The sequence below is a fragment of the Pseudomonas sp. GW821-FHT02A11 genome (genome assembly GCF_059421985.1).
Genome location: NZ_JBWKWB010000001.1, coordinates 490,019 through 502,455, shown reverse-complemented (window position 1 = coordinate 502,455; position 12,437 = coordinate 490,019). Strand labels below are relative to the sequence as shown.

Sequence of the window (12,437 nt, the reverse complement as noted above, 5' to 3'; positions counted from 1 at the left end):
GGGACGTTATTTTCACATTTATGTGACCTGAGGATGACGTTAATCCACTTAATTTTGGCCGTATCACTTTAAGGAGATACGGCCATGAGCAAGCGGGTTGAGTTAGATTTCTCGCGCAAATACGACGACGCGCACGCAAAAAAATATTTACGCAAACACAGGGACGGTTTGGCTCGACGGTTGTCTGATCGTCGCGACAAGCAACTGGCCCGTCGTGCGTTGGCGTTGGCTGGCGAGCCGGGGCTGGTTCTGGACCTGCCTTGTGGCGCGGGCCGTTTCTGGCCATTACTGGCCGAAAAGGCCAATCGCGTGATCATCGGGGCCGACAATTCGGCCTCCATGGTCAAGATCGCCTGCCAGTCGCAACCGGCGGATGTGGTGAAACGGGTACAACCCTTGCAGACATCTGCATTCGCCATCGACATGCCTGATAACGCAGTGGACAGCATTTTCTGCATGCGCCTGATGCATCACATCGGTGAGGCCCGGGACAGAGCGGTATTGTTAAAAGAGTTTCACCGTGTAACCCGCGACAGCGTGATTCTGTCGCTCTGGGTCGATGGCAACTTCAAAGCCTGGAAGCGCAAGCGCGCTGAGCGCAATCGCCACCAGGAGGGTTACCAGAACCGCTTCGTGTTACCGGTGAACACAGTAGAAGCCGAATTCGAACAGGCAGGCTTTCGCATCCAGGAACGTCTGGATTTCCTGCCGTTGTACGCCATGTGGCGTGTGTATCTATTACGTAAGAGGTAACAGGATGGCCGTGGATTTCGCAGCAGAGTTGACCCTTCCCGCCAAGGACCGTTTTGCCTATTTCTGGAACACCAAGGGTGAGTGGGTGGAAGAACCCAACGTGCGCCGTGGTGGTGAGAGTGGCGTGCAACGCGTCGTGTCGGAGAATGGCCGCCTGCTGTACGTCAAGCGGCAGGTCGGTCACATCTACCGCAGCTGGCTTCACCCGTTTGGTCGTCCGACGGTGCTGCGCGAACGTGACGCGCTCGAAGGGCTGCGTCAGCTGAACGTCAATGTCGCGCGCATCGTGTTCTGCGGTGCCGAGCGTGACGAGCACAACGAATGGCGTGCGTTGCTGGTCACGGCTTCTCTGGACGGCTTCGACGAATTCGAAAACTGGCTCAAGGCCGGTGGTCGCGAGCAATATGGCGAGGCTGTTTACGAGCAGATGCTCAAAGAGCTCGCTGAAAACCTGGCCCGCATGCACAAGGGGCGCTGGCAGCACAGCTGCATCTATATCAAGCACGTTTTCGTGCGCGTGGTCGGTGAAGGCGCAAACGCCAGGCCTGAGGTGGCGTTGCTGGATCTGGAGAAGTGCCGCCAGCGTCTGACCGCCTACGGCGCGGCCCAACATGACATGAAACAACTGCGTCGCCATTCGTCGTTTCAACCAGCGGACTGGAGCAAGCTCGTCTACTTTTACGAGACGGCGTTTGGCAGCCCTATCAAAGGTTTAGATCGATGAAGTTAGAAGTCGCTCGAGGTTTGTTTTTAGTCGGGGCATTGGGCGTCGCCTCCATTGCCATGGCTGCCTGGGAGCAACCCCGGCCAAAGATTCTGAGCGCAGTCCACGGCGAGGGCCAATGTGCCCTGCCGCGAGTGGCCAAGGCCCAATCGCCTGTACGCCCGGACCATGATCTGCTGTTGTTGATGTTCGGGCTGGCGCAGGGGACGGGGCCGCAGCATTGAAATCACAGCACCACTGAAAGGCCCCGAGTATTCGGGGCCTTTTTGTTTTTGGGTTGGCTTGGGATTCTAACTCTGATGCCTTGGCGGGCCTATCGCGGGCAAGCGCGCTCCTACATTTTTTGCAACGTGCCATGGCCTGATGGACCGAGTTGGTAGTCTTGGTGCCAGACCGAGAGATTGCTTTTAAAGGCGATCAACTGGGTCCATCAGAATGTGGCACGTTTCAACAAATGTAGGAGCGCGCTTGCCCGCGATGCGTCCGAAGGGCATCAATGTGGCGATTTCAAACCAACCCCTCTCGCTCCGATTTCAAATCATCCTTGCCAGCCAACACCGTATAAACACAAGGCAACACAATCAGCGTAAACAACGTTCCCACCGACATCCCCACCGCAATCACCAGACCGATATCGAAACGGCTCACAGCCCCCGCGCCGGTCGCCAGGATCAACGGCACCATGCCGAACACCATCGCCGCTGTGGTCATCAACACCGGCCGCAGGCGAATCGCTGCCGCTTGCTCAACCGCCTCTCGGGCACTCAGGCCTTTGTCGCGCCGCAGCTGGTTGGCGAATTCGACGATCAGGATGCCGTGTTTGCTGATCAGGCCGATCAATGTCACCAGCCCCACTTGGGTGTAGATGTTCAGGGTCGAGATGCCGAGGAACAGCGGGATCAGCGCGCCACAAATCGACAGCGGTACTGTCACCAGAATCACAAGTGGGTCGCGGAAACTCTCGAACTGCGCGGCCAGCACCAGGAAAATGATCGCCAGCGCCAGGCCGAAGGTCACCCACAGCGCATTGCCTTCCTGCACGAATTGGCGGGATGTTCCGGCGTAATCATAGGCAAACCCGGCCGGGGCTTCTTCAATGGCGATCTGACGAACGGTTTCGATGGCCTCGCCCATGCTCACCAGCGGCACGCCCGAGATGATCGCCGAGTTGAGCTGCTGGAACTGATTGAGCTGACGCGGCCGGGCGCGATCGCTGACCTTGATCAGCGTCGACAGCGGCAGCATGGTGCCTTCGGTGTTCTTCACGTAGTAGTTGGACAGCCACTGCGGGTTGTCGCGATACGCCCGTTCCACTTGGGCGATGACCTTGTAGCTGCGCCCGTCGATGGTGAACCGATTGATTTCTGCCTCGCCGAGCAACGTCGCCAGACTGCCGCCCAGATCCTGCATCGACACGCCCATCTGCGCGGCCTTGGCGCGGTCGATATCGACCACCACTTCCGGCTTGTCGAAGGCCAGGTCCAGATCGAGGAAGGCGAACTTGCCCGATTCAGTCGCGCGTTTCTTGATGCGATTCACCACCTCCAGCAAGGCTCCGTAATCGCTGGGCGTGTTGATCACGAACTGGAAGGGCAGGCCCTCACCGGTGCCCGGCAGCGACGGCAGATTGAAGCCGAAGATTTGCAGGCCGGTGATCTGTTCGAGCTTGGCCTGAACCTCGGGCAGCAACTGCATCTGCGTGCGATCGCGCTCGTCCCAGGGCTTGAGCAGGAAGCCGCCGACGCCGGTCTGCACGCCGTTGAAACCATTGATCTGGAACGACGAGTAGTACTCCGGGAACGCCTTGAAGATGCTGATGAACTGGTCGGTGTACTTGTTCATGTAGTCGAGGTTGGTCGGCTGCGGCGAGGTCGCCATCATGAAGATGATCCCCTGGTCTTCATCCGGCGCCAGTTGCGACTGAGTGAACTTGAGAAACACCGGAATCAGGCACAGCACCAGAATCGCGAAGACGATCACCACCGGGCGCGTGTTCAGCGTGCCGTGCAGCAGCCGCTGATAGCGCACCTTCAGACCCTCGAAGAGCTGGTCGAGCTTGTGCGCCAGCCCGCTGGGGTTCTCTTCGTGACGCAAAAGCATGGCGCACATCATCGGCGAAAGGGTCAGCGCGATGATCCCGGAAATCACCACCGCGCCCGCCAGGGTCAGGGCGAACTCCTTGAACAGCGCGCCAGTCAGCCCTTCGAGAAAGCCAATGGGCGCATACACCGCTGCCAGGGTGATGGTCATCGAGACCACCGGCATGGCGATTTCCCGCGCCCCTTCGAGGGCAGCGTTGAGTGGCGTCTTGCCTTCCTCGATGTGGCGATGGATGTTCTCGACCACCACGATGGCGTCGTCCACCACCAGACCGATTGCCAGCACCATGGCCAGCAGCGTCAGCAGGTTGATCGAGTAGCCCATCATCTGCATGAAGAACAGCACGCCGATCATCGACAGCGGGATGGTGATCACCGGAATCAGCACTGAACGTAGCGCCCCCAGGAACAGGAACACCACGACGATCACGATCAGCACCGCCTCGATCAGGGTCTTCACTACCTCATGAATCGAGGCCTGGATGAACAGCGTGGCGTCGTAGGCGATGGACGCTTTCAGGCTCGGCGGCAGCTGGCTTTCCAGCTCCGGCATGATCCGCCGCACTTCCTTGATCACGTCCAGCGGGTTGGAGCTGGGCGTGCCTTTGATGCCGATGTAGACCGACGGCGTGCCATCGAAGGAGCTGACGGTGTCGTAGTTTTCCGCGCCCATTTCCACCCGCGCCACATCGCCCAGCAGCACGCGACTGTTGCCCACGATCTTGAGGGGAATGGCGGCAAAGGTTTCCGGGGATTTCAGGTCGGTGGTGGCGTTGACGCTGGTAACCACGTACTCGCCCTTCACCTCGCCGGCAGCCGAGAGGAAGTTGTATTTGCGCACAGCGTCGGTGACGTCATTGGCGGTCAGGCCGAAACCGGCGAGCTTGACCGGGTCGATCCACAAACGCATGGCGAACACCTGGTTGCCGAGAATCTCGGCTTCGGCCATGCCGGGCAGGGTCGCCAGCTTGGGCTGAATGACCCGAGACAGGTAATCGGTGATCTGCGGGTTGTTCAATTCCGAGCTGTAGAAGCTGATGTACATCAGTGCCGAGGCGTCGGCAGCCTCTTTGGTCAGCACCGGGTCTTCAGCGTCCTGAGGCAGCTTGTTCTTCACCTCGTTGGCCTTGGCCAGCAGCTCGGTGTAAAGGCGGTCGCTGTTGGCGCCGATACGCGCGTAAATCGAGATCACCGAGAAGTTCTGGCGACTGACCGAGGTCATGTAGTCGATGCCTTCGGCGCTGGCCAGACTTTGCTGCAAGGGCTGGGTGATGTAGCCCTGAATGGTCTCGGCGTTGGCGCCGGGGTAGGCGGTGGTGACGGTGATCAGCGCATTCTCCATCTGCGGGTACTGGCGGATGGTCAGTTTGCTGAACGCCTGAAAGCCCAGCAGCACGATCAGCAGGCTGATCACGCTGGCGAGCACGGGACGGCGGATGAACGGGTCGGTAAATGCCATGGCAAGCTCCTTCGAACAGTCCCCAGGGTCAGTCAACCTTGGGCTGATCGCTCTGTTCGACGGGGGCTGCCGGAGCGGCGCTGATGGCGACGGCCATGCCGTTGTCCAGTTTCAACTGGCCACCGGTGACGACCCGTTCGCCCACGTTCAATCCCTTGCGGATGATCACAAGCCCCCCACGGCGCTCGCCGGTCTCGACGAAACGCCGCTCGACCATCAACTGCGGCTGGCCTTTGTCGTTCTTCTCGGGCTGGCCGTCGGCGTTTTTTTTCGGCGTGATGACGTACACCGAGTTGCCGTACAGCGTATAGGTAATGGTGCTCTCGGGGACGACCAGCTCTTGGGTGTCCTTGCCCAGGATCACCTGCAGATTGGCGAACATGCCGGGCAGAAGTTTGCCATCCGGGTTGGGCAGGGTGGCACGCACCAGCACGTTACGTGTGGCGTCCTCGACCTTGGGGTTGATGGCACTGATGCTGGCATTGAAGGTTTGCTCGGGGAAGGCGCTGACGGTGACTTGCACCTGCTGGCCGATAGAGAGTTTGGGCAACACCTGCTCAGGCACGAAGAAGTCGGCGTAGAGGCTGCTCAAATCCTGCAATGTGGCGATGACCGTACCGCTGGCGAGGTAATCGCCCACGTCCACCTGACGAATGCCGATGGTGCCGCTGAACGGGGCGAGGATGCGCTTCTTGGCCAGGGACGCATTGAGTTGCGCGACCGTGGCGGCGGCTTTTTTCTGGGCTGCAGCGAGCTTGTCGAAGTCCCCTCTGGAAATCGCCGCATCGCCCACCAGCTTGCTGCCCCGCGCGTAGTCGACCTGCGCCAGGCCCAGATCGGCCTCGGCGGTGCCCAGCAGGGCTCTTTCCACGTCGCTGTCCAGTTGCAGCAACGGCTGACCGACTTTGACCTTCTGCCCGGATTCGAACTGCAGCGCCTTGACCGTGCCTGCGACCTCAAGGCTCAGGTTCACGCCCTGCAACGCCTTGAGACTGCCGATGGCGGGCAAACGGTTTTGCCAGGGCCGTGCCTCCACGACCGCCACTGCCACGTTGACCGGCGGTTTGGGGGCGGTAAATTGCTGGATCTGTTTGTAGACCGAAAATGCCTTATACCCGCCCAGGGCCAGCACCACGATCACCACAACCCCCAACATGATCAACATGCGGCGACGCAACATATTCCATTTCCTTGGAAAAAAACCGATGAATCAGGCGAGCACGGTAATCGTGTCGCGGTTTGTGCTGGCTTGGGATTGTTACATTGATGCCCTTCGGGCGCATCGCGGGCAAGCGCGCTCCTGCATTTTTTGCAACGTGCCGCAGTCTGAGAGATCGGATTGATCGCTTTTAAATGCAATCTATCGGCCTTGCACCAAGGCTACCAACTCGGTCCATCAGGCTATGGCACGTTTAAACAAATGTAGGAGCGCGCTTGCCCGCGATAGGCCCGAAGGGCATCAACGTGGCGTCCGCGAGCCAAGCTTTACACAAGATGCAAATGGTTGTCCCACAACCCCGCAGGCAACTCCAGGGGCTGGGGGATCAGCGTGTTCTGACGGCAATCATAGAACCGACAACGGCCCTGACCCGAGGTCACGACGAACCCGTCCTTCACCGCGCCCACCCCGGCGCAGTCCGGCAGCGGTGCGTCGAGCTTCACCGCGCCGCTGTCCAGGTCCCAGATGAAGAAACGATTTCCCCTTGGCGCCGTCAAGGCCACCAGGCGCAAATCGCTGTGAATCGCGACGCTGGCGGTGTAATGAGCCATCGCCTGCAACTGCTGCTCGGCCACGGGAAACGCCTGAAAAGGCTGCCCCGGACGCTTGATCGCCAGTAGCTCGGCGGACTCGTGAGAAGGCCCCATGAACTGCTGACCGGCGACAAGGGTCCCGTCGCTGGCAATCGCCATATGGCGCACGCTGTTCATCTGTTGCGACAGGCTTTCCTTGCTCAGCAATGTGCCGTCCCGCTTCATCAACACCAGGCTCGGCTCCATGGCATCGAGGTTCATCTCCACGCGGCTCTCTGCCTCGGTGCGGATGCCGCCGTTGGCGACCGCCAGGGTCTCGCCATCGGGCATCCACGACACCTGATGAGGCCCGATGCCATGGGTGGAGATTTCACCGGCATGCTCCAGGCGTTCGCCGACGAAACGGTACACCCCGAGCAAACCACGGCCCGGATCGGTGGTGTCGTTCTCGGTGGCGTACAGCCATTCGCCACTGCGGTGGATCACGGCGTGGCCATAGAAATGCCGGTTCGGCCGCGACGTGATGGTCTGCAACAGACGGCCGTCACGCAAATCGATCAGGTAGCTTTCGGTGCCCGGTCGTCTGGCGACGAACAGCGCAATCGGCCGCTCGGGGTGATTGATGATGTCGTGGCAACGCTGGGCAACTTGCGTGGCGAATACCTGAGTGCCGTCCACGCGATAACCCACGGCGTAGTGCTGGCCGTTGCCGTCGTCGCGGGCGGACAGCAGCAGCGGGCTTTCGCCTTTTTTCCTGAACAGCGTCCAGCCGCCCAGGGTGCAGGCGCTGAGGACAAGGCTGCCGAGAGCCAGAGCCTGACGTCGCAACATATCAGTCACCATCGTTGGCGTTGAAACCGAGCTGGATGCCCAACGCCTTGGCCAGTTCGCCTTCGTGCAGGCGATGGACCACGTTAAGGCTGTCGTAGAACGCATTCAACTGCTGGCGGCCCTGATCCGTGGCCAGCAGCTCGGCCAGTGGGGGCTTCAGCGCTGCCAGCTGTTTGCGACTCTCTGCGTAGGCAGCGTCGATCTTGTCGGCCAGCGGTTTCTGCTCGGCGGGCAAGAGGCCGCGCAGGCCCTTGTTATCGACGCCCGACCACACTGTTTCCGCGCTCGTCAGACTCGCCTGCAGGCTGCTCAGGGAGGCATTGCTGCGCCATGCCTCGGCCTGGAACGGTTGCGGCACCCCCTTGGATTGACGACCCAGTGGCGTGCCGAGCTTTTTCTTGAGGGTGTCCAGCGCCGTGACCTGCACGCGCAGCAGTTCGGCGATGGCTTCGTGGGAGTCGGCGTAGCGCTGGTTGGGGAATTTGCTCAGTTGCGCGAGCATGCCGTCGGTGCTGTTCCAGCTAGTGAGGATCTCTTCGGCCAGGGTCTTCTGACGTTCGCCGATGGCGCTCAGCAGCGGGCAATACCGGGCTTTCTGCTCAGCGCTGGCCATGTCGATCTGGGCGTCGAAGAGGATGTATTCATAGGCGGACAGGCCCTGAACCACAACGCTGGATTTGGCCAGCGCGTCAGCGGTGATCTGAGGCTGCGCAGTGATCAGCTGCTCGACCTGACGGCCGACGAGGTTCTTCTTGTCGGGCCAGAACTGGATCTGCCACGAGCGATTGCCCTCGGCGAGTGGGCCGATCAGCAGCGGCTGCAATTGGGCCCAGGCTTTTTGCGCGTGAAGGAAATCGGCGCGGGCGGTGTCCAGATCGGTCTTGCCCTGGCAGAATGCCAGCGCGCTGACCGCCAGTTGCCGGTCGGCGTCGACCCAGCGGCTGTAGGTCGGCAGGATCACCTGCTTGGCGATGGCCGCCGATGTCACGGCCTGCGGGTCCGAGGGCGCACAGGCACCCAGCGCAAGCGCGGCGAGGCTGGTGAACAACAGCTTGGGACGGAACATGCCCGGCTCCTTATCTTTTTGAAAACACAGTTATAGAGAATTCAGAAACGCCAACAGCGCCGCCCGTTGCTGGGCATCGAAGGCCAACACCTGACGCTGCGCCGGCAAGGCTTCACCGCCATGCCACAGCACGGCTTCCATCAGGTTGCGCGCGCGCCCGTCGTGCAGAAATTGCGTATGCCCGCTGACCTCCTGGGTCAGGCCGATGCCCCACAGCGGCGGGGTGCGCCATTGCTGGCCGCTGGCGCCGAACTCGCTGAGATTGTCGGCCAGGCCTTCGCCCATGTCGTGCAGCAACAGGTCGGTATAGGGGCGGATCACCTGATTGGCCAGCTCGGGTTCCGCGGCGTCGGCAGCGGTGGTGAATTGCGGTGTGTGGCATTGCTGGCAACCGGCCTTGAAGAACAGGTTCTTGCCCTGCAGCACCTGCGGATCGCTGACGTCGCGCCGCGCAGGCACGCCCAGATTGCGGGTGTAGAAGGTGATCAGGCGCAGAATGTTGTCGCTGACTTCCGGCTCGCCGTTCGGGCCCTTGCCGCTGGGCGCTTCGAGGCAGGCGGTCTGCGCAGGCGTGCAGTCGTCGTCGGGTTTGAGGCGGGAGGTCAGGCCCATGTCACCGGCCAGCGCATGAGCATTCTGCTGATTGACGCTGGGTTGCGAGGCTTTCCAGCCGAAGCGACCGAGCACGGTTTTCTGCTGCGCCTCGTCCCAGACCCAGTTGGGCGTGCCAGTGATGCCGGTGCCGTTCTTGTCGTCAGGGTTGGCGTTGGCGAGGATCGCCTCTTGCGGGATCGCTTCGAGCAAACCGAGGCCGATCATCGGCGGTGCGACTCGGGCAGAAGCGCGGGTCTGCGGGTGCATCGGCCCATAGCCGAGCTGAGTGATCTGCAGGGTAGGACGGCGCAGATGAGCGGGCGTGCCGTCACGGAAATGCACGGTCAGCGAGTCGTAGTCGACACGCACCTTGGCCTCGGGCGTCACCCCGGGAATCGCCATGTCCTGCAGCTGCATGCCGTACACCGGCTCGGGGGTGAGGCCCAGTTGTTTCACGCGCTCGGCAAAGGCAGCCTCATCGGGGATCGACAGACGCACCAGCATCGAAACCGCGTTGTCGGCACCCGGCTCGGGCGGATGGCCGCGACCGTCCTTGATGTGGCAGTTCTGGCAGGCATTGGTGTTGAACAGGGGGCCCAGGCCGTCGCGCGCAGTGGTGGTCGACGGGGCAATGACCCAAGGATTACGGAAGAAGCTGTTGCCAACGCTGAAGTCCAGGCGACGGCTTGGCGACAGGTTGCCTGATGGCAGCGAGAAGGCATTTCGGTCGCTGCGATTGACCGTCGCGGCGCCACCGGATTGCGCTTCCCCCGGTTCGGCGGCGGTAAAACGCGGGGCGTCATCGCACCCGCCAACGGCCGAAGCCACCAGCAGGAAAAGCGAAAAACGGAGCCGCGCAGTCATACACATCCTGCAAAGGGGGAAAATCGGGGCGAGCAAGCTTACCAGCCCCGTGTTGGACGAATAAGAGGGATTTGCGGTTGTAAGCGCCTCTCGAAACGTGTTGTAACCAATTAGCTTTCGGCCATTAGATACCGACGATTTCCAGCGCCGGGTTGGCTACCAGCAACTGCATCAGACGTCGCTCGCCTTCAATGACCTTGAACGAGCGGTAGTCGCCGATGCCGTCCAGTTGGCGCTCGCGTTCGCGGATGGCCAGCTCCTTGGCCCGTTCGTAGCCGTAGTGATCGACCCTGAAGGATTTGGTCACGCTGCTGCCGTTGCGCAAGGTCGTGCGCGCCACCCAATACGCGATGCCGGTGTAGCAGCGGTAATGCACGCCGGGATAGCCGCTGGTGTTGGTGGCGATCACGCGCTGGCGAATGTCCCGGCTGAGTTTGGGCAGATGCTTGAGCATCAGTTGATCACGACAGGCATCTGCGGCCTTGCGCGCCGCTTCGCGTCCGCCGTAGCGAGAGAATGAGAACAGTCGGTTGAAGGTCCTGCCATCGCGATAGATCGTCACTTTCCAGGCTCTGGGCCCCTTGGAGCCGACCAGCAGATGGATGCCGTAATCGTTGGCTTTGAGCTTGCTGACGCGACGCCTTTTCTTGTTGCTTTTGGGCACGGTCTGTCTCCTCCTGGATGGGGTGGGGTCAAGAAAGTGCACATGATCAGTGGCGAATAAGAGGCGTTCAATCCGACAAAGCGTGAACAGGAAATGCCCTACAGAACTTCCGGATCGGTCTTCAGAAACCTCCCATTTCATAGGGTTTTCAAGGTATTTTCATGCGCAAAAAAGAAGGCCGACCCACAAACGGGTCGGCCTTTTCTCAGCGCTCGGCAAGCGCCCCGGTGGACGCTCGGCTTTGTCGATCAGAACTCGTGATCGGCGTTGTCCGGGTTCAGATCTGTGATGCCCAGTTTGCCTGCCGCCTGCTCGATGGCAGCGGTCTGTTTGACCAGCGCTGCGATGGCGTCGCGAACGACCTGATTGCCTTCGGTGTTGCCCGCAGCGATCAACTGGTCGAAGTGCTCGCCCTTGTTGGCGTGATCGACGATCGCCTGCAGCCTGGCCTGGGTGGCATCCAGGTCGGCGCGCAGGGTGGTGTCGGTGGCAGCATCGGCCTTGGCCACCAGCGAGGACAAGCTCGGGCCGCTGACCTTGCTGCCATCTACGCGGGTGTATTCGCCCAGGTAAACGTTGCGGATACCCAGCCCGTTATAGAAGTGCGAGTTGTGGGTGTTATCGCTGAAGCAGTCGTGCTCGTCTTCGCTGGAATTGGCCTCCAGCGCGACCTTCATGCGCTCGCCCGCCAGCTCGCCCAAGGACAGGCTGCCCATGCCGAACAGCATCTTGCGCAGGCCGCTCTCGCCGGATTCGCCTTCCAGCGTGGCGCGGTAATTATCGGCGACGCCCGGCTTCCAGTTGCCGACCATTTCTTCCAGATCGCTGACCAGCAAGTCGGTAGCGGCTTTCAGGTAGGCGCGACGACGATCGTTATGACCACCAGTGCCGCCTGCGCCTTCGATGTAATCGCTGGCAGGGCGTTCGCCGGCGCCCGGGCCGTTGCCGTGCAGGTCCTGACCCCAGAGCAGGAACTCGATGGCGTGGTAACCCGTGGCGACGTTGGCTTCGGCGCCGCCCAGCTCGTTCAGGCTGGCGAGTTTTTCTGGGGTGATTTCGCTGACATCGACCTTGTCTTCGCCGACCTGAATGGAGGTATTGGCGATGATATTGGCGGTCGCGCCCGGGTTGCCCAGAGCGTGCTGGTAGTCCTTGGCGACGTAGTCGATCAGGCCTTCATCCAGTGGCCAAGCGTTCACCTGACCTTCCCAGTCGTCGATGATGGTGTTGCCGAAGCGGAACACCTCGGTCTGCATGTAAGGTACGCGCGCGGCGAGCCAGGCGTCGCGAGCAGCCTTCAAGGTCTGGTCGTTGGGCTCAGCAAGGAAGGCGTCGACAGCGGTGCTCAGGTTTTTCGCAGTGGATTCGGCGTCGCTGAAGGCTGCGAAGACCATGTTCGCGTAGTTGGCGACCACGACTTTGGCCGCGGCATCGCTGGTCTGCACCGGGGCGGCTGCGGGCGCAGCAGCAGGGGCTGGCGCGGCGGCGGCCGGAGCGGGAGTCGGGGCGGCGGCAGCGGGCTTGTCCTTGCCTTGGTCACAACCGGCCAGAGCGATAGCGATGGCCAGCAGACTGGCGGTAGCCAGGGGCGTACGAATCATGACGGAATCCTGCGTCGAAGAGGTGTGTGA

General features: G+C 61.3%; 10 protein-coding genes. 3 read left to right on the top strand and 7 right to left on the bottom strand.

Going from position 1 to position 12,437, the window contains the following annotated elements; all coding sequences use genetic code 11:
- Window positions 1-84 precede the first annotated feature (84 nt).
- The 3 genes from AC07V9_RS02300 to AC07V9_RS02290 are packed head-to-tail and all read left to right on the top strand — an operon-like array spanning window position 85 to window position 1,701.
- The gene (locus tag AC07V9_RS02300) at window positions 85-753 is read left to right on the top strand and encodes a class I SAM-dependent methyltransferase (RefSeq protein ID WP_495014067.1); all 669 of its coding nucleotides are present in this window, start codon (window positions 85-87) and stop codon (window positions 751-753) included.
- Between the two features lie 4 nt (window positions 754-757).
- Window positions 758-1,477 (top strand): lipopolysaccharide kinase InaA family protein, encoded by a 720-nt coding sequence (locus AC07V9_RS02295; protein WP_495014066.1) that lies wholly within the window; start codon window positions 758-760, stop codon window positions 1,475-1,477.
- Window positions 1,474-1,701, top strand: coding sequence for a hypothetical protein (locus AC07V9_RS02290; RefSeq protein ID WP_495014065.1), 228 nt, complete (start codon window positions 1,474-1,476; stop codon window positions 1,699-1,701). Before AC07V9_RS02295 ends, AC07V9_RS02290 begins: the two co-directional genes overlap by 4 nt.
- 283 nt (window positions 1,702-1,984) lie before the next feature.
- Here AC07V9_RS02290 and AC07V9_RS02285 read toward each other — a convergent pair whose 3' ends face one another.
- From AC07V9_RS02285 to AC07V9_RS02255, 7 genes are all read right to left on the bottom strand, one after another.
- The gene (locus tag AC07V9_RS02285; RefSeq protein ID WP_495014064.1) at window positions 1,985-5,035 is read right to left on the bottom strand and encodes a multidrug efflux RND transporter permease subunit; all 3,051 of its coding nucleotides are present in this window, start codon (window positions 5,033-5,035) and stop codon (window positions 1,985-1,987) included.
- 28 nt (window positions 5,036-5,063) lie between these two features.
- Window positions 5,064-6,215 (bottom strand): efflux RND transporter periplasmic adaptor subunit, encoded by a 1,152-nt coding sequence (locus AC07V9_RS02280; protein WP_495014063.1) that lies wholly within the window; start codon window positions 6,213-6,215, stop codon window positions 5,064-5,066.
- Between the two features lie 305 nt (window positions 6,216-6,520).
- Window positions 6,521-7,618, bottom strand: a complete 1,098-nt coding sequence (locus AC07V9_RS02275; RefSeq protein ID WP_495014062.1) for a DUF1513 domain-containing protein — start codon at window positions 7,616-7,618, stop codon at window positions 6,521-6,523.
- Between the two features lies 1 nt (window position 7,619).
- Window positions 7,620-8,684, bottom strand: coding sequence for an imelysin family protein (locus tag AC07V9_RS02270; RefSeq protein WP_495014061.1), 1,065 nt, complete (start codon window positions 8,682-8,684; stop codon window positions 7,620-7,622).
- Window positions 8,685-8,714: 30 nt separating this feature from the next.
- Window positions 8,715-10,142, bottom strand: a complete 1,428-nt coding sequence (locus AC07V9_RS02265; protein WP_495014060.1) for a di-heme oxidoreductase family protein — start codon at window positions 10,140-10,142, stop codon at window positions 8,715-8,717.
- Between the two features lie 124 nt (window positions 10,143-10,266).
- The gene (locus AC07V9_RS02260; RefSeq protein ID WP_495014059.1) at window positions 10,267-10,806 is read right to left on the bottom strand and encodes a hypothetical protein; all 540 of its coding nucleotides are present in this window, start codon (window positions 10,804-10,806) and stop codon (window positions 10,267-10,269) included.
- A gap of 248 nt (window positions 10,807-11,054) precedes the next feature.
- Window positions 11,055-12,407, bottom strand: a complete 1,353-nt coding sequence (locus AC07V9_RS02255) for an imelysin family protein (RefSeq protein ID WP_495014058.1) — start codon at window positions 12,405-12,407, stop codon at window positions 11,055-11,057.
- Between the last annotated feature and the right edge of the window lie 30 nt (window positions 12,408-12,437).

What these genes read in the sequence shown, in the direction of transcription:
- AC07V9_RS02280 (WP_495014063.1), bottom strand. Translation starts at nt 6,215, where the DNA reads ATGTTGCGTCGCCGCATGTTGATCATGTTGGGGGTTGTGGTGATCGTG.
- AC07V9_RS02270 (WP_495014061.1), bottom strand. Translation starts at nt 8,684, where the DNA reads ATGTTCCGTCCCAAGCTGTTGTTCACCAGCCTCGCCGCGCTTGCGCTG.
- AC07V9_RS02290 (WP_495014065.1), top strand. Translation starts at nt 1,474, where the DNA reads ATGAAGTTAGAAGTCGCTCGAGGTTTGTTTTTAGTCGGGGCATTGGGC.
- AC07V9_RS02300 (WP_495014067.1), top strand. Translation starts at nt 85, where the DNA reads ATGAGCAAGCGGGTTGAGTTAGATTTCTCGCGCAAATACGACGACGCG.
- AC07V9_RS02285 (WP_495014064.1), bottom strand. Translation starts at nt 5,035, where the DNA reads ATGGCATTTACCGACCCGTTCATCCGCCGTCCCGTGCTCGCCAGCGTG.
- AC07V9_RS02275 (WP_495014062.1), bottom strand. Translation starts at nt 7,618, where the DNA reads ATGTTGCGACGTCAGGCTCTGGCTCTCGGCAGCCTTGTCCTCAGCGCC.
- AC07V9_RS02265 (WP_495014060.1), bottom strand. Translation starts at nt 10,142, where the DNA reads ATGACTGCGCGGCTCCGTTTTTCGCTTTTCCTGCTGGTGGCTTCGGCC.
- AC07V9_RS02255 (WP_495014058.1), bottom strand. Translation starts at nt 12,407, where the DNA reads ATGATTCGTACGCCCCTGGCTACCGCCAGTCTGCTGGCCATCGCTATC.
- AC07V9_RS02295 (WP_495014066.1), top strand. Translation starts at nt 758, where the DNA reads ATGGCCGTGGATTTCGCAGCAGAGTTGACCCTTCCCGCCAAGGACCGT.